Raw genomic sequence first — 17,064 nt, forward strand, 5'->3', positions numbered from 1 at the left:
CGCCAGCGTTCAATCTGAGCCATGATCAAACTCTTCAGTTTAAGATCAATGCGATCCTTACTCGCTGCCCGAAGGCAACAAAAGCGGATCAAACTTGGCTCAAGGCTCAAACGAATTCACTGTGATACTCCGAAGAGCATCTTGGTGTTCGCTTGCCTTGATATTAGGTGATGATTCACCCTCATCGGCAAGCGCCCACATGAATTACCTGATCAAATTGTTAAAGAGCGATTTCGCTGTGCCTGGCTCGGTGACCTGAACCGTGTTGCCTCAGCGAGGAAGGCGTATTCTACGCATTCCGTGGTGTTTGTCAAGGGCTGTTTTCAGCGAGTGAAGCGAGCGATCAATCCAACCAACAGATGACGCTAACTTCCTGACAAACCGAAGGTTTTTCAACCTTCTTCACCGCTGGTAACGCTTGGCGTCCCCGGCAGCGGATACGTACTTTACGGATTCGCTGCCGGGTTGGCAAGGGCTATTTTGAAAAAGTTTTCGTATAGCCGAGATAAAAAAGCGGCAGGCAATGCCCGAGGGCAGACCTGCCGCAAACCACCGATCAGTACCCTGACCAGAGAGTGCCTGGCAAAGGCATGGGCTCAGATCTCGAAGCCCAGGCCAAAATCTTCGCTGGAAATCGCCATCAAGCTACCGGCACCTGCCTGAATCATGGCGGCGTGCGCCTTGGTGCGTGGCAGCAGACGCTGGTAGTAGAAACGCGCCGTATTCAGTTTGGCCGTGTAGAAAGCAGCATCTTCACCCCCCTGTGCACTAGCGGCCTGCTTGGCAGCGCGAGCAAACAGATAGGCGACAGCGACATAGCCGGAGTACATCAGATAATCGACGCTGGCGGCCCCTACTTCTTCACGATCCTGCATGGCCTTCATACCGATACCCATGGTGAACTCACCCCACTGGGCGTTGAGCTTGGCCAGCGGCTCGATGAATTCCTTGAGCGCAGGGTTGTCGGCTTCGGCCTGGCAGAACTTGTGAATCTCCTTGGTGAAGACTTTGAGGGATTCACCCTGGCTCATCAGCACCTTGCGACCCAGCAGGTCCAGCGCCTGGATACCGGTCGTGCCTTCATAGAGGCGCGTGATACGCGCATCACGTACCAACTGCTCCATGCCCCACTCTTTGATGAAGCCGTGACCGCCAAAAATCTGCACGCCTTCATTGGTACACTCGAAACCCACTTCCGTCAGGAAGGCCTTCACGATCGGCGTCAGCAGGCCAAGCAGGGTCTCGGCACGCTCCTTTTCTTCGCCTGGTGCGCCATGCTCGACCACGTCCAGCATCTGGGCGGTATACAGCACCAGCATGCGCCCGCCTTCGGCAAAAGCTTTTTGGGTCAGCAGCATGCGACGCACGTCGGGATGGACGATGATCGGGTCGGCGGCTTTATCAGGGGCCTGAACACCTGAAAGGCCACGCATCTGCAAACGATCACGGGCATAGCCGAGCGAGTTCTGGAAGCTGGCTTCCATCAGACCAAGCCCCTGGATCCCCACGCCCAGACGGGCCGCATTCATCATGGTGAACATGCAAGCCAAACCCTTGTTCGGCGCGCCTACCAGGTAGCCCGTGGCACCATCGAAGTTCATGACGCACGTTGCGTTGCCGTGAATCCCCATCTTGTGCTCGAGAGAGCCACAGCTGACACCATTGCGCTGCCCAGGATTACCCTCGGCATCGGGCAGGAACTTGGGTACGACGAACAGTGAAATGCCTTTGGAGCCTTCGGGCGCATCCGGCAGCTTGGCCAGCACCAAATGAACGATGTTCTCGGCCAGATTGTGCTCACCGGCAGAAATGAAGATCTTGGTGCCGGTGATCTGATACGCGTCGCCCTCAGCAGGAACCGCACGGGTCTTGATCAGCCCGAGATCGGTACCACAATGGGGTTCGGTCAAACACATGGTGCCGGTCCATACGCCTTCGACCAGTTTGGTGAGGTAAGTGGCCTTTTGCGCCTCGGTTCCATGATGACGCAGCGCGTCTGCGGCGCCGTGGGAAAGCCCCGGATACATGCCCCACGCCAGGTTGGTGGCGCAAATCATTTCGGAAAGCATCATGGCCAGCGAATGCGGCAAGCCTTGCCCGCCCTGCTCAGGGTCCGCTGCCAGGCTTGGCCAACCCCCTTCGACATACTGTTGATAGGCTTCCTTGAAACCATGAGGAGCCTTGACCTCACCACCTTCCAGCAGGCAACCCTCTTCATCACCGCTCTGGTTCAGTGGCAATAGCACGTCACGAGCAAAACGGGCGCCCTCTTCCAGAATCGCTCCGACGACATCGGGAGACGCTTCTTCACCGTTGGGAAGTGCCGCGTAGTGGCTAGGGTAATCAAACATTTCGTTCATCACGAAACGCAGGTCACGCAGAGGGGCTTGATAGCTGGGCATGTCACTTCTCCTAAACGGGGGGCTGAAAGAGCGGGTACTCAACAGGCGCTTTCAAACACATGTTTGAAAATTAGCGCGCACGCCCGACGCCGTCAAGCAGTCGTTTGAATTAAACCGCAAAACCGGCTACAACTTTGGTCTTTACCTTATTAACACCATGTTTTTTAAAATAAAAAAACCTGCCCAAAAACTACGGGCAGGCTGTCCATCAGAGCTTACTGAGCGCGGATCACTGCATTCTGATACCACCGTCCAGGCGAATCACTTCACCATTGAGCATCGGATTGGTAATGATCTGCTCGGCCAGCAGCGCGAACTCGTCAGGCTTGCCCAAACGCTTGGGAAAAGGCACCGCAGCGGCCAATGCCTGGGCAGCTTCGTCCGGTATCTCGCTCATCATGGGGGTTTCGAATACCCCTGGCGCAATGGCCATGACACGAATGGCGTGACGCGACAGCTCTCTGGCGGCAGGCAAACTCATGCCCACAACCCCGGCCTTGGAGGCACTGTAGGCGCACTGCCCGACTTGCCCATCGAACGCGGCAATCGATGCGGTATTGATGATGATGCCCCGCTCACCCCCTTCGTCTGGCGGATTGCTGGCCATGGCGGCGGCCGCCAGACGCATGACATTGAAGGTACCTACCAGATTGATCTGAATGGTGCGCGCATAGCCCTCGAGGTCTGCCGGGTTGCCTTGCCGATCCACCAGCTTGGCCACGCTGACCACGCCCGCACAATGAACCACTCCCGAAAGGCCGCTTTCGCCCCCCAGCGCAACGGCCTTGTTCACCGCCACCTGCATGTCGTCGGCGGAGGTAATGTCGGCGATGCAGGCGTGCGCCTGAGACCCCAGCTGCTCGGCAAGGTCCGCAACACGATCACTCATGTCGCACAGCACCACCTTCCCACCCGCCTTTACCAGTCGAGCTGCCGTCGCCGCCCCTAGCCCCGAGGCCGCCCCGGTAATCAAAAACGTACGATCCTTTACCTGCATGGCACTCTTCCTCTGAATGATGTCCTGTGAATCATGAGCTGTGGCGCACTTGCTCGGCGGCTTGAGCACGCAGTTTGAAGCGCTGAATCTTGCCGCTGGGCGTTTTGGGCAGCTCATCGACGAACTCGATGACCCGAGGGAAAGCGTGGGTAGAGAGCCGCTCGCGTACCTGCTGGCGAATCTCCTCCGCCAGCGCATCGCTGGGCTCGAAGCCATCGCGCAGCACGATGTACGACTTGATGACTTCGCCACGAATCTCATCCGGCTGCCCCACGGCGGCGGACTCGGCCACCGCCGGGTGCGTCATGACGCTATTCTCGACATCCGTTGGCCCCACTCGGTAGCCCGCCGTGGTAATGATGTCATCATCACGGCCAGCAAACTGGAACGAACCATCTTCATTACGAATGACCACATCGCCGGTCAGGTAGTAGCCGTTGACGAAGGGGTCTTTCTCCTGCCAGGTATAGCCTTGGAAAAAGTGGGCTGGCGAGCGCTTGATATCCACTGCCAGTACGCCAGGCTCGCCAGGCGGCAGCTCGTTGTACTCGGCGTCGAGAATGGCCAGACGATAGCCCGGCATCGGGACGCCCATGGCCCCCACGTGCTTGGGGTGGTCCAGGGAGTGGTGGTTGTTACAGGTCATGCCCGTTTCTGTCTGACCGTAGTGATCCATCACCGGACAGCCCAATGATTTTTCCACCCAGGTGACCACCTCGGTATTGAGCGGCTCTCCGGCGGAGCTGGCCGCCCGTAGCGTCAGGGTCTGGTGAGCGTCGTCGAACAGGCCAGACGCCTTCATGAGGCGGTAGGCCGTCGGCGCGGCTGCGAAATTGGTGATCTGGTGACGCTTCATGAACGCCAGCGCGCCTTCGGCACTGAAGCCCGCTTCGCAAAAGTGTGTCGTTACCCCCAACAGCAGCGGCCCGGCAATGGCGTAATACAGGCCATAGGCCCAGCCGGGGTCGGCCATGTTCCAGAAACGATCCTCCTCGCGCAGGTCGACCGCCAGCTCCATGTAGAGCGCAAAGGCCGTCATACCCGACAGGGGCACGGCAACGCCTTTGGGCTTGCCGACCGTCCCCGAGGTAAACATCTGCAGGAACGGCTGATCCGGCGACAGCCGGGGCGGGGTATCGCTGATTGACGTATACGTCAATGCCGCCTGCCAATCATGATCCTGGGCATGCTCGCGGGTAGCGCCACCCACGGCCAGCACCGGCGGGCACTGGCTCAGGCCATCGAATTTATAGCGGTTGGCGTGATCGGTTATCACCAGCCTGGTATCTGCCCGCCCCAACCGATAATCGACCGCATCGGGCCCAAACGCGGTAAAGAGCGGCTGGTAGACCGCCCCAATCCGCCAGGTGGCGAGCACGGCCACCAGCAGCGCTGCCGAGCGCGGCAGCATGCAGGCAATTCGGTCACCCTCCCCCAGCCCCTGGCTTTTCAGCCACCCTGCCAGATGCCCACTCTGTTGCTCCAGTTCGGCATAGGTCAGCTTGTGGGTTTGGCCTTGGGTATCCTCATGCACCAGCGCCAGCACATCACCACGGCCCTGGCGTACGTGCCTTCCACAGCAAGCCTCGTAGGCATTCAGGCACCCATCGTGGTGGTCATCCAGCCTGGCGACGACGCTATTTATTGAAAAATCCTCGAGAAATGCCGAATACGCGGGAAGTGAGGTTGCTGCTGATGTCGCTGTCATGACGGCTCTCTTGTGTTGTTGGTCGTGAGCACTCGGACAGGCAGGATTCCACGTAGTATTGATGTTATTGTCCGTTTACGTTAACGGAAGCCTACCGAATATCTCAACGCTAAAAGCATTTACTCAAGAGCGCAAGCCGCAAGCCGCTCGAGAGGGTTAGACGTTGGTCGATCAGACAGCGGTTGGAGAAGCCAGAGGGGCCAAGAGCTATCGAGAAAGGATCATCGAGACAGGATCATCGCGACCAGCTCATCGGCCAGGTCGTCCGGGGTGCGCGGGCCGTTGGGATCATACCAGCGAACGGTCCAGTTCAAGGCGCCAAGAATAAAACGTGAAACCAGAAAGCGGTCTCCATGAATGAGCCCTGCTGCCAGAGCATCGTCGATCACCTCGACCCACATGGCCTCGTAGGCATCGCGTAAATGGCTCAAGTGAGCGCTGGCCGCAGGATCCAGGCGACGCCATTCGAACAGCGCTACCACATGGGCATTACGGTCGGCAAACAGCGTATCGAGGTGCGCCCGCGCCATGGCATGCAAACGCGCCTCTGGCTGATCAGGGCACGCCTGTAGCGCCGCTCTGGCGATGATCAGTGCGTTCTGAGTGCCCTCCTCGATCACCGCTGCCAGGATTTCCTGCTTGTCCTTGAAGTGGTGAAACAGGCTGCCAGACTTGATGCCCATTTCCTGGGCCAGCATGCGCACCGTGGTGCGGTCAAAGCCCTCTTGAACGAATAGCTGAGCGGCTAAGCGTGTCAATTCCTTGCGGCGAGGAGAGGCATTCATTACATTCATGTCATTTACACTAGCGCTTGCTTGGTTACCTAGGAGAAGACCACAGCCCCGCCAGCGGGTCAACGCATCGCTAGCCGCTCAGCACGATAATCACAAAAAATCTATCAGGAGATAGGCCATGAGTAACGCTACCGACATCGTCTTTTTATCCGCCACCCGCACTCCCATGGGGGGCATGATGGGCAGCCTTTCCACCTTGAGCGCCCCGGAGCTGGCCGCCGTGGCCATACGCGCCGCCATCGAGCGAGCAGGCATCGACGCTGCGCTCGTCGAAGAGGGCATCATGGGCTGCGTTCTGCCTGGCGGAGTCAAGCAAGGTCCGGCACGCCAGGCCATGCGACAGGCAGGCATTCCCGATGCCAATGGTGCCACGACCATCAACAAACTCTGCGGCTCTGGCATGAAAGCGGCCATGTTGGCCCATGACCTGATCAAGGCAGGCAGTGGAGCAATAGTGCTGGCGGGCGGCATGGAGTCCATGTCGAATGCCCCCCATGTGCTGACCAAGGCACGCGGCGGCTATCGTCTGGGCCACGGTGAGCTGAAAGACCACATGTTTCTCGATGGCCTGGAAGATGCCGAAACCGGCAAGCTGATGGGGGTCTTTGCGCAAGAGGTGGCCACCGAGCGTGGCTACACCCGTGAACGGCTGGACGATTTCGCGATTGCCTCGCTGGAACGGGCCATGGCCGCCACCAACCATGGTGACCTGGATGCCGAGATGGCGCCCGTCACCGTCACGACCCGCCAGGGTGAAACCGTGGTGACCCACGATGAGCAGCCCTTTCAGGCCAAACTGGACAAGATTCGCCAGCTGCGTCCAGCGTTTGCAAAAGATGGCACCATTACCGCCGCAAATGCGAGTTCGATCTCCGACGGTGCCTCGGCGCTGATTTTATCGAGCCATGAAGCAGCACAGCGTCACGGTGTCAAACCGCTGGCCAGAATGCTAGGGCATGCCACCCACTCGCGTCATCCCAGCGAATTTACCATCGCGCCGGTAGGAGCCATCGAGAAGCTGATGAAAAAGCTTGGCTGGGGCGTCAAAGATGTGGACCTGTTCGAGATCAACGAAGCCTTTGCGGTCGTCACGCTGATGGCCATGGATGATCTGGGCCTGCCTCATGAAAAGGTCAACGTGTTTGGCGGCGCCTGTGCCCAGGGGCATCCCATCGGCTCTACCGGCTCACGCATCATCGCCACGCTGATTCATGCCTTGCGCCAGAAAGGCGGCAAACGCGGCATCGCCAGCTTGTGCATTGGTGGCGGTGAAGCAACCGCCGTGGCGGTCGAGCTGATCGACTGATTCACAGCGCGCTTCATGGCGGCAGCAATGAAGCGCGTCCAGTCTGTGGCCCATGGCTGGCAAAATGATGGGTGTTGCCACAAAATATATATGAAAATTCATATATCAATGCCAAAATGAAGGACATCGTTTTAACGGACCTTCACATGGCACACTTCGACACCTTACCCAACCTCGACCCTGCCCTGTTCAAGATTCCCAGCCCGGAATCCCTGGGGTTGACGAGCAACGGCCTCCCTTCCCCCCAAATCCTGCTGCTGTATGGCTCGCTACGCAAACGCTCCTTCAGCCGCCTGGTCGTCGAAGAAGCTGCGCGCCTGCTCGAAGCCATGGGGGCTCAAACACGTATCTATGACCCCAGCGGACTGCCTCTCCCCGATGCCGAGGATGCCAGCCACCCCAAAGTGGAAGAGCTGCGCACGCTGGCCCAGTGGGCGGAAGGCATGGTCTGGTGCTCCCCCGAACGACATGGCGCCATGACCGGCATCATGAAGGCACAGATCGACTGGATTCCTCTGGCATTGGGGGGTGTCAGACCCACCCAAGGCAAGACACTGGCGGTCATGCAGGTGTGCGGTGGTTCCCAGTCGTTCAATACGGTGAATCAGCTGCGTATTCTGGGTCGCTGGATGAGGATGCTGACCATTCCCAACCAATCCTCGGTGCCCAAGGCCTTCATGGAGTTCGATGACGACGACCGCATGAAACCCTCCCCTTTCTATGACCGCATCGTGGACGTCATGGAAGAGCTGATGAAATTCACGCTGCTGACCCGAGAGCGCAGCGACCTGCTGACCGACCGCTATTCCGAGCGCAAGGAGAGTGCCGAAGAGCTCTCCCGACGGGTCAATCAGCGCGCCATTTGAACGAGGAGTGAACATGACACAGCCACAGCCAGCCGCCCCCAGCAGCGCCGACATGGGACTTTTCGAGCGCTATTTGTCGCTCTGGGTGGCCCTTGCCATCATGGTCGGTATCGCCGTGGGTCAATGGGCGCCCCAGGTACCGGAAACCCTGGCGCGCTTTGAGTATGCTCAGGTGTCGCTGCCCATCGCCGTGCTGATCTGGGCGATGATTTTCCCGATGATGGCCCAAATCGACTTCAGCGCGGTCGCCGGTGTGCGCCGTCAGCCCAAGGGGCTGACCATCACCACCACCGTCAACTGGCTGATCAAGCCATTCACCATGTTCGCGCTGGCCTGGCTCTTCTTCATGGTGATTTTCCGCCCGTTCATCCCTGAAGCGCTGGCCAACCAGTATCTGGCCGGGGCGATTCTGCTGGGGGCCGCCCCCTGCACGGCCATGGTGTTCGTATGGAGCTACCTGACACGGGGCGACGCGGCTTACACCCTGGTACAGGTAGCGCTGAATGATCTGATCATGCTGTTTGCCTTTGCCCCCATCGTGGTTCTGCTGTTGGGCATCTCGAACATCCAGGTCCCGTGGAACACGGTGCTGCTCTCGGTCGTGCTCTACATCGTCATTCCCCTGGCCGCTGGCTATGTCACTCGCAAAGCGCTGATGGCCAGAAAAGGCGCCGAATGGTACGACAAGGTGTTCATGAAACGCCTGGCCCCGGTCACCCCCATGGGCCTGATCGTCACGCTGGTCTTACTGTTTGCTTTTCAAGGCGATGTCATCCTGAGCAATCCGCTGCATATCGTGCTGATTGCCATTCCGCTGATCATTCAGACCTTTCTTATTTTCTTCATCGCCTATGGTTGGGCCAAGGCGTGGCGCGTACCGCATAATATCGCCGCGCCGGGAGCAATGATTGGTGCCAGCAATTTTTTTGAACTCGCCGTGGCCGCCGCCATCGCGCTGTTTGGCCTGCAGTCTGGAGCAGCCCTGGTCACGGTGGTCGGTGTGCTGGTAGAAGTGCCGCTCATGCTGGCCCTGGTGCGTATCGCCAATAAAACGCGCGCGCATTTTCCTGCAGCCCAACCCTCCTGATGAGGACCCCGCCATGATCGTGATCTATCACAACCCTGCGTGTGGCACGTCGCGTAATACGCTGGCCATGATTGAAGCATCGGGAGAAATACCGCAGGTGATCCACTACCTGGAAACGCCGCCCAGCCGAGAGCGGCTTTTGGCACTGCTGGCCATGATGCAGCTGCCCCCCAGGGCGCTCTTGCGCCAGAAAGGGACGCCTTATGGTGAACTGCAGCTCGACGACCCGACGTTGAGCGATGACCAGCTCATCGACGCCATGATGGCTCACCCGCTGCTCATCAACCGGCCCATCGTCAGTACGCCCAAGGGCACGCGATTATGCCGCCCATCCGAGCAGGTATTGGCGCTCCTGGACCACCCTGTTGCACAATTTACCAAGGAAGACGGAGAGACCGTCTACTATCCCCCCACCTAACCGCCCGGCATGGGCAGCCAGGAGCGCCATGCGTCAAGTCATCGAGATGGAGCACCCTGCCGTGGCATTCATCCAGCAGCATGGAGGCGTGGTGACGGTACGCCGTTCGCCACGTCATGGCTGCTGTGGCGGGACGGCACATATCGCCGTGGCAGAGCTGGGCGCGCCAAGCGACACATCGGCCTTCGAATATCATCAGTTGCCAGAGGCCGGCCTCTGGATAGAGCCGTCCCTTGCCTGGCAAGGCCTGCGATTACGAGTGGAAGGATGGTGGAAATTCAGGCGGCTATTTCTGGATGGCGCCCCGTTAACGCCGGGGAGCCGGGATACTCAGCAGCGCTAGCGTGGCTGCCAGCATGAGCAGCGACGTCAGCCATAGCGCGGCTGCACCCCACTGGTCGATCAGCAGCCCAAACAGCAGCGGCGCCAGGGCCTGCAAGGCCCGAGCGGGCATCATGATGAGCCCCTGCCTGCGCCCAAACCCATGCGGGCCAAACAGTGCCAGGGGCAGCGTCCCCGAGGCAATCGTCATCATGCCGTTACCCGCGCCATGCAGCAACGCAAACCCGGCGGCCGGCATGCCGAAAAACGTCAGCAACCCGGCGCCCACGGGATGCAGCGTGGTAGCGATCCTGCCTGCGAACAAGGGGTGAAAACGGCGCAGCAAAACGAACTCCCCCATGCGCGCCGCTACTTGCGCAGGCCCCACCAGAGCAGCCGCTGCAATCGCCACCGACAGAGAAACGCCACTCTCCTGCAGCAGCCTGGGAAGGTGGGCGGCCATGGCCGTGGAAACGAACCACCCCGCCGCGAACACGTACGCCAGCAGCAGCAGGGCAAAACGCGGTCGTTCAGGCGCCTCAGACGCAGGGCTCGACGCGCTGGAGAGCGCTCGCTCGGCCTTGGGCAAGCGAGCGTTCAAGGGCATTCCCAACACGACATGGGCAAGCGCCCAGCTGGCGCAGGCAGCACGCCAGCCCCACTCGCTCTCGATGAAGGCAGTGATGGGCCAGCCAAGGGTACTGGCAAATCCTGCCACCAGGGTCACGCCGGTAATCGAGGCCCTGGCATGACTCCCCAGCAGCCGCCCCAGCGTGGCAAAAGCCGCATCGTAAAGACCCAGCGCCATGCCCACGCCAATCAGCAACCATGCCAGCACCAGTGTCACCGCCCCTTGCGCCAGCGCCAGTGCCAACAAGCCCACCGCCATGATGGCGTTCGAAGCCATCAGCACACCGCGCCCGCCCTGGCGATCGATCAGACGCCCGACGCTGGGTCCCAACATGGCGACCAGCAACAACGCAGCGGAAAAGGCGCCAAATATCCAGCGAGTGGAAAGCTCCAATTCCAGCGCCATGGGCTCCGCCAGAATGGCGGGCAGATAGTAGCTGGACGCCCAGGCAAGGGTCTGGGCACTCCCCAGGGTGAGTGTCAGGCCAGCGCCAGGCGAGCGAATCACGCCACCTGCCTGGGCAACGCCAGTGCCATGAGCGCGCTGGCAGCCACCAGCGCCGCCGCCACCCACAGGCACGCGCTCAAACCATAGGCCATGTAGAGCCACCCCGAGAGCAGTGTGCCGACCAGGCGGCCCATGGCGTTGGCCATGTAGTAGAAGCCTACGTCCATGGACACGCCATCGGCACGGGCATAGTGGACGATCAGATAACTGTGCCAGCTGGAGTTGACGGCAAACAGCACGCCGAAGGCCAGCAGCCCCACTACCAGCCACCCCACCTGTGCCAGGGGCAGCAGAGCCAGCAGAATGGCGAGCACGGCAAGCGCGGCGGCCCAGCCAGCCGTGAGCATCCGAGCGTCTCCACGGAACAGTGCGGTGAGCCTGGGCGCCTGGGTCTGCACCCCGCCGTAGCCAATGATCCAGGCGGCCAACAGCCCTCCCACGGTCCAGTGGCTCCAGCCATGTTGATCATAGAGGAAGACCGGCAAGGCCACGACAAACCACACGTCCCGGGATGCGAACAGGCAGAAGCGCGCCGCCGAAAGCACATTGATGGCGCGGGACTTGGAGAAAATCTCGGAAAACTTTGGCTTGACCTTCTGTTTGCCGAGGTCTGCCTTCAACCGCCACAGCGACAGCCCCAGCACGGCACCCAGCATCAGCGCCATGGCCACCACCGCGCCGCGAAAGCCGATCAGCGTCAACAGCACGCCGCCTACAAAAAAGCCCAGCCCTTTCAGGGCATTTTTGGAGCCGGTCAACATCGCTACCCAACGGTACAAGGCACTGTTGGCATTGGCGCTATCAGCCGGCACCAGCACTTTCACCGCGCTTTTGGCGCTCATCTTGTTCAGGTCTTTAGCAATACCCGACAGCGCCTGAGCCGCCATGACCCAAACGACGGTGAGCATCCCGGCAGGCACCATGAGCATGGCAAGCGCCACGATCTGCAGCCCCAGCCCCACGTTCATGGTGCGGTTGAGCCCCAACCGCGCGCCCAACCAGCCGCCTACCAGATTGGTCACCACGCCAAACGCTTCGTAGAACAGAAACAGCATGGCGATTTGCAGAGGCGAGTAACCCAACTGGTGGAAGTACATCACCACCAGCATCCGCAGGGCCCCATCGGTGATGGTAAACGCCCAGTAGTTGCCCGTGATCAGCATGTACTGGCGCACTTCGAAAGGCAGTGCGCCGATGCGTGCCCTGAGCGACTCAGCCACGGCGCGCCTGCTCCTTGCCCACCTTCCAGGCCAGCTCTGCGGTACGGTTGGCATACCCCCACTCGTTGTCGTACCAGGCGTAGAGCTTCAGCTGCGTACCATTCACGACCATGGTCGAGAGCGCATCGATGACCGAGCTGCGCGGGTCGGTGCGGTAGTCGATGGACACCAGCGGCCGCTCCTCGTAACCCAGAATCCCCTTCAAGGGCCCCTCTGCGGCCATCTTGAGCGCCTGATTGACCTCCTCGACGGTCACTTCGCGCTCGAGCTCGAACACCATATCGGTCAGCGAGGCATTGGCCAGCGGCACGCGAATCGCATGGCCGTTCAGCTTGCCGGTCAGTTCGGGAAAGATGGCGGTGATCGCCTTGGCCGAACCGGTGGTGGTGGGAATCAGGCTCATGCCGCAGGCGCGCGCCCGGCGCAGGTCCTTGTGCGGTGCGTCCAGAATCGTCTGGGTATTGGTAATGTCGTGCACCGTGGTCATGGAACCATGACGGATGCCAAACGTTTCCAGAATGACCTTGACCACGGGGGCCAGACAGTTGGTGGTGCAGCTGGCCGCAGTGACGATGCGGTGCGTAGCGGGGTCGAACAGATGATCGTTGACGCCCACCACCACGTTGAGCACGCCCTCCTCCTTGACCGGCGCACTGACCACCACACGCTCGACCCCCTGATCCAGATAGGCTTGCAGCTTCTCCGTGGTTTTCATTTTGCCGGAGCATTCGATCACCACATCGCACCCGGACCAGTCACCTTCGGCAATCGTCTTGTGGGCGCTGAAGGCGATGGTACGGCCATCGATGGTGATCGCCTCTGGGGTAGCGTCAATGCCCTGCTCCGGCGCCCACTGGCCATGAACCGAGTCGAACTCCAGCAAATGGGCAAACGTCGCCGCATCGCCGCCCGGGTCGTTGATGCGCACCAGGGTTACCTCGTCGGCAGCGACTCGCGCCCACAGGCTGCGCAGTGCCAGACGACCAATACGGCCAAACCCGTTGATACCAATGCGTAGTGACATGCTGAACCTCCAGAGCCAAGTGAACCTCAAATATATGAAAAATCATATATGAAAAATCAAAAAAAACCAGCCATCGAACCCGCAGGCGGCCATGCCCCCTGCGGGTAACCCGTGATCAGTACTGCGTGATCACCCGAAGCGTCCCGTGATGTAATCGTGGGTACGCTGGTCTTGCGGGTTGGTGAAGATCTGGTCGGTGCTGTCCACCTCCACCAGGTCGCCCATGTGGAAGAACGCCGTACGGTCGGCCACCCGTGCGGCCTGCTGCATGTTGTGGGTCACCATGACGATGGTATAGCTCTCGCTGAGCTCATCGATCAGCTGCTCCACCTTGGCCGTCGCGATGGGGTCGAGGGCCGAGCACGGCTCATCCATCAGGATGATGTCCGGGCTGACGGCCACGGTGCGGGCAATGCACAGGCGCTGCTGCTGGCCACCCGACAGCCCGGTGCCCGGCTGATCCAGTCGATCCTTGACCTCTTCCCAGAGCCCGGCACGGCGCAGGCTGCTCTCGACGATGTCGTCCAGCTCGGCCTTGCGCTTTGCCAGACCGTGCAGGCGCGGGCCATAGGCGATGTTTTCATAAATCGACTTGGGAAACGGATTGGGTTTCTGAAACACGATGCCTACCTGGGCACGCAGCAGTACCACATCGCGATCCGGGGCATAGATATCCTTGTCATCCAGGGTGATCTTGCCCTCGACCCGACAGATGTCGATGGTGTCGTTCATGCGGTTCAAGCAGCGCAGAAAGGTGGACTTACCGCAGCCAGAAGGCCCGATGAATGCCAGCACTTCGTTTTCGTACACATCCAGACTGATACCGTTGATCGCTTGGCTGGCACCGTAAAAGACCTTGACGTCCTGGGCGCTCATCTTGACCTTGTCGGTGGCTTTACTGGTGCGGCTCTCGCCAGCGCCTACGCTCACCAATGGGGATGTCTTGGGCTCTGTTGAAGTATTCACTTACCACCTCGTCTCGAATTTTTTACGCAGCCAGATTGCCAGTGCGTTCAGGCTCAGCATCAACCCCAGCAGTACAATGATGGCCGCTGACGTACGCGCCTCGAAGAAATTACGCAGCTCGTTACCCTGCCATAGATAGATCTGTACCGGTAGCGCAGCCGACTGCTCCAATGGCGTGCTGGGCACGTTGGACACGAACGCATTCATGCCGATGAGCAGCAGCGGTGCCGTCTCGCCCAGCGCCTGGGCAACGCCCAGAATGGAGCCCGTCAGGATACCCGGCAGTGCCAAGGGCAATACATGGTGGAAGACCGTCTGCACTTTCGATGCGCCGATCCCCAACGCCGCCTGGCGAATGGAGGGCGGAATCGAGCGCAGCGATGCCCTGGTAGCGATGATGATGGTCGGCAGGGTCATCAGTGTCAGCACCAGACCGCCCACCAGCGGGGCCGATAGCGGCATGCCCAGATAGCCGATGAAGATGGAAGCCCCCAGCAAGCCGAACACGATGGAAGGCACGGCTGCCAGATTGTTGATATTGATCTCGATGAGATCGGTCAAACGGTTCTTGGGCGCGAACTCTTCCAGGTAGATGGCGCTGGCTACACCGATGGGGACCGAAAGCGTGATCACGATCAGCATCATGAACAGCGACCCCATGAAGGCCCCTGCCAAACCCGCCGATGCAGGCGAGCTGCGCGAGTCGGTGTTCAGGAACAGCGACGTGCTGAAGGAGTTGCGGATGACGTTCTCGTCGTAAAGACGGTCGGCCCATTCACGGGTCTGAGCGCTCAACTGCTGACGCGCATCCGGCAGCGAGCGGTCGATATTGCCCTTGATCCAGACGTCGACGTTGGCCGCCGCCAGCATTTTCACTTCCACGGTCTGGCCCAACAGGGAAGGATCCTTGATGAACTGCTCACGCAGCGAGAAACGCTCACCCGATGCCACCAGGGCACGCAGATCACGTAGCTGTCGAGGCTCGACCTCGACCCCCAGCGCCTCTTCCATGGCGCGGTCGATCAATGACTGCCAGTTGACCAGTCCTGCCTGGGTCAGCCACGCGGAATAACGCTCGTTGAACGCCGACTGGCTTTCACCGCTGGCGCGCACCGGCTTCTCTTCCAGCTGGATCACTTCGGGGTCGAAGTACACCTCCGGGTAGAGCGTCGCTTGCCAAAACGCCGGCACACCGCGCATCAGAATACTGATGAACAGAATGGCGACCAGGGTCAGGCCGGTCACGACGGCGGCCAACCCGGCAAAGCGAAAACGCTTTTCCTGACGATGACGTCTTGCCAGCGAGTTTTCGATCGTTGTCAGGCGATGCTGACGGCGCTGCTCAATCGTAATAGACATGGTCGCTTACTCGTATTGCTGGCGGTATTTACGCACCACAACCAGTGCGATGACGTTCAGGCCCAGGGTAATGACGAACAGCGTCAAGCCCAGAGCAAAGGCCACCAGCGACTGCGGGCTGGCAAAATCCATGTCCCCGGTCAACTGGTTGACAATGGTCACGGTGATGGTCGATACCGCCTCGAACGGGTTACCGTGAAGTACCGGGTTATTACCGGCCGCCAACACCACGATCATGGTTTCGCCGATGGCGCGGCTGGCCGCCAGCAGAAAGGCACCGACGATACCCGGCAGCGCCGCAGGCAATACCACCTGGCGAATGGTCTCGGACTTGGTTGCCCCCAGCCCCAGCGCACCATCTCGCAGTGACTTGGGCACCTGGGTAATGATGTCGTCAGAGAGTGACGATACGAACGGAATGATCATGATGCCCATCACCAGGCCCGCGGTGAGCGCGCTGGTGGTACGAATATTGATGCCGACCATATCGCCCAGGCTGGAAAGGAAAGGCCCGATGACGATCAAGGCAAAAAAGCCGTACACGATGGTCGGGATACCCGCCAGAATTTCGATGATCGGCTTGGCCACGTTACGCAGCCAGGGGGGCGCGTATTCGGCCATGTAAATCGCCGTCATCAGCCCCACGGGAATCGCTACCAGCAAGGCAATGATGCTCACCATCATGGTGCCCCACAGCAGCGGCAGCAGGCCAAACTCACCCTGTGCATCGGTTCCCGACGTGCTGAAACGCGGATTCCAGGTCGTACCCAGGAAGAACTCTGCCGGGCTGATGAAGCTGAAGAACTTCAGCGCTTCGCCCAGCATCGACAACACGATGCCCACCGTGGTGAAAATCGCGATGGCGGAGCAGGAGGCCAGCGCAATGGAGATGACGCGCTCGACATGATTACGCGCCCGCCACTGAGGGGAAATACGCCGCCGGGCAAACACCAGCCCGACCACGGCCACCACGGCCATCAGCGCGATCAGCGTGGTGTTCTGGAAGGTCTGCAGGCGCGCCATGTGTGCGGCCGCGGCCAACTCCTCGGCGCTTCCCCCCCCAGCCACGTTACGTTCATTGGCCAGCGCGGTGATACGCCGTAACAAAGTATTCATTTCACGTTCGCTCATGCCTGCCACCAGCTCGGGAGGCAGTTGCTGAACGACCAGCATGTCAATCAACTGTGGTGCCAACAGCGACCACAATACAAACAGGGCAAGCGCTGGCAGCCCACACCACAGGGCCACCAACGCTCCATAATAACCGGGGCGCGAATGCATTCTGACATCGTGCTCTGCCGCAACCGCGCGACTGCGTGTCAAACCCAAGTGGTAAGCCAAGGCCATTATCACGAGTAGCGTGGCTATCAAGGCAATGTTACTCATTCTCTCTCCGCCCATGATTTCCTACGTTCAAGCGCCAGCACCATTTCCATGATGCCGGCGCAATACCTACCT

At 60.0% G+C, this 17,064-nt stretch carries 15 protein-coding genes; 5 read left to right on the top strand and 10 right to left on the bottom strand.

The genetic code is table 11. The annotated features are described in order from the left end of the window. Nucleotides 1–596 precede the first annotated feature (596 nt). The 4 genes from IE061_RS16385 to IE061_RS16400 form a co-directional block, all read right to left on the bottom strand. Complete coding sequence (locus IE061_RS16385; RefSeq protein ID WP_193462077.1) at nt 597–2,402, bottom strand: acyl-CoA dehydrogenase C-terminal domain-containing protein; 1,806 nt, start codon at nt 2,400–2,402, stop codon at nt 597–599. A gap of 229 nt (nt 2,403–2,631) precedes the next feature. After that, nucleotides 2,632–3,399 carry an SDR family NAD(P)-dependent oxidoreductase gene (locus IE061_RS16390; RefSeq protein WP_193462078.1) on the bottom strand — a complete coding sequence of 256 codons (768 nt, stop codon included), beginning with the start codon at nt 3,397–3,399 and terminating at the stop codon, nt 2,632–2,634. A 31-nt stretch (nt 3,400–3,430) separates the two neighbouring features. Further along, entirely contained in the window at nt 3,431–5,107 is a 1,677-nt protein-coding gene (locus IE061_RS16395) for an AMP-binding protein (RefSeq protein ID WP_193462079.1), read from the bottom strand. Between the two features lie 221 nt (nt 5,108–5,328). Continuing rightward, nucleotides 5,329–5,892 carry a TetR/AcrR family transcriptional regulator gene (locus tag IE061_RS16400; RefSeq protein WP_193462080.1) on the bottom strand — a complete coding sequence of 188 codons (564 nt, stop codon included), beginning with the start codon at nt 5,890–5,892 and terminating at the stop codon, nt 5,329–5,331. A 127-nt stretch (nt 5,893–6,019) separates the two neighbouring features. Between IE061_RS16400 and IE061_RS16405 the strand changes: the two genes are divergently transcribed. The 5 genes from IE061_RS16405 (at nt 6,020) to IE061_RS16425 (ending at nt 9,921) form a co-directional block, all read left to right on the top strand. Next, a complete protein-coding gene (locus tag IE061_RS16405; protein WP_144983867.1) occupies nt 6,020–7,207 on the top strand; it encodes an acetyl-CoA C-acyltransferase in 1,188 nt (395 codons plus the stop codon). Nucleotides 7,208–7,353: 146 nt separating this feature from the next. Continuing rightward, a complete protein-coding gene (gene arsH / locus IE061_RS16410) occupies nt 7,354–8,073 on the top strand; it encodes an arsenical resistance protein ArsH (RefSeq protein WP_039182627.1) in 720 nt (239 codons plus the stop codon). A 13-nt stretch (nt 8,074–8,086) separates the two neighbouring features. Further along, the gene (gene arsB / locus IE061_RS16415; RefSeq protein ID WP_039182624.1) at nt 8,087–9,160 is read left to right on the top strand and encodes an ACR3 family arsenite efflux transporter; all 1,074 of its coding nucleotides are present in this window, start codon (nt 8,087–8,089) and stop codon (nt 9,158–9,160) included. Nucleotides 9,161–9,173: 13 nt separating this feature from the next. Continuing rightward, entirely contained in the window at nt 9,174–9,578 is a 405-nt protein-coding gene (gene arsC, locus IE061_RS16420; RefSeq protein ID WP_039182622.1) for an arsenate reductase (glutaredoxin), read from the top strand. 28 nt (nt 9,579–9,606) lie between these two features. Continuing rightward, entirely contained in the window at nt 9,607–9,921 is a 315-nt protein-coding gene (locus IE061_RS16425; protein WP_026001749.1) for a CC/Se motif family (seleno)protein, read from the top strand. On the opposite strand, the gene IE061_RS16430 is transcribed toward IE061_RS16425, so the two are convergent. The 6 genes from IE061_RS16430 to pstC all read right to left on the bottom strand — a co-directional run bounded on the left by IE061_RS16430 (nt 9,886) and on the right by pstC (nt 17,007). Then, nucleotides 9,886–11,037, bottom strand: a complete 1,152-nt coding sequence (locus tag IE061_RS16430; protein WP_052196482.1) for an MFS transporter — start codon at nt 11,035–11,037, stop codon at nt 9,886–9,888. The genes IE061_RS16425 and IE061_RS16430 overlap by 36 nt on opposite strands. Continuing rightward, the gene (arsJ, locus tag IE061_RS16435; RefSeq protein WP_016914322.1) at nt 11,034–12,257 is read right to left on the bottom strand and encodes an organoarsenical effux MFS transporter ArsJ; all 1,224 of its coding nucleotides are present in this window, start codon (nt 12,255–12,257) and stop codon (nt 11,034–11,036) included. The genes IE061_RS16430 and arsJ overlap by 4 nt, the downstream gene beginning before the upstream one ends. Further along, the gene (locus IE061_RS16440) at nt 12,250–13,281 is read right to left on the bottom strand and encodes an ArsJ-associated glyceraldehyde-3-phosphate dehydrogenase (RefSeq protein WP_039182619.1); all 1,032 of its coding nucleotides are present in this window, start codon (nt 13,279–13,281) and stop codon (nt 12,250–12,252) included. The genes arsJ and IE061_RS16440 overlap by 8 nt, the downstream gene beginning before the upstream one ends. 129 nt (nt 13,282–13,410) lie before the next feature. Next, the gene (pstB, locus tag IE061_RS16445) at nt 13,411–14,157 is read right to left on the bottom strand and encodes a phosphate ABC transporter ATP-binding protein PstB (RefSeq protein WP_050980293.1); all 747 of its coding nucleotides are present in this window, start codon (nt 14,155–14,157) and stop codon (nt 13,411–13,413) included. A 90-nt stretch (nt 14,158–14,247) separates the two neighbouring features. Then, nucleotides 14,248–15,606, bottom strand: coding sequence for a phosphate ABC transporter permease PstA (pstA, locus tag IE061_RS16450; RefSeq protein WP_039182616.1), 1,359 nt, complete (start codon nt 15,604–15,606; stop codon nt 14,248–14,250). A 6-nt stretch (nt 15,607–15,612) separates the two neighbouring features. After that, on the bottom strand, nt 15,613–17,007 hold the full coding sequence (gene pstC, locus IE061_RS16455; RefSeq protein WP_308428151.1) for a phosphate ABC transporter permease subunit PstC: 1,395 nt from the start codon (nt 17,005–17,007) through the stop codon (nt 15,613–15,615). Nucleotides 17,008–17,064: the final 57 nt, after the last annotated feature.

This window comes from Vreelandella hamiltonii (assembly GCF_014651795.1).
In the GTDB taxonomy this organism is placed as follows: Bacteria; Pseudomonadota; Gammaproteobacteria; order Pseudomonadales; family Halomonadaceae; genus Vreelandella; species Vreelandella hamiltonii.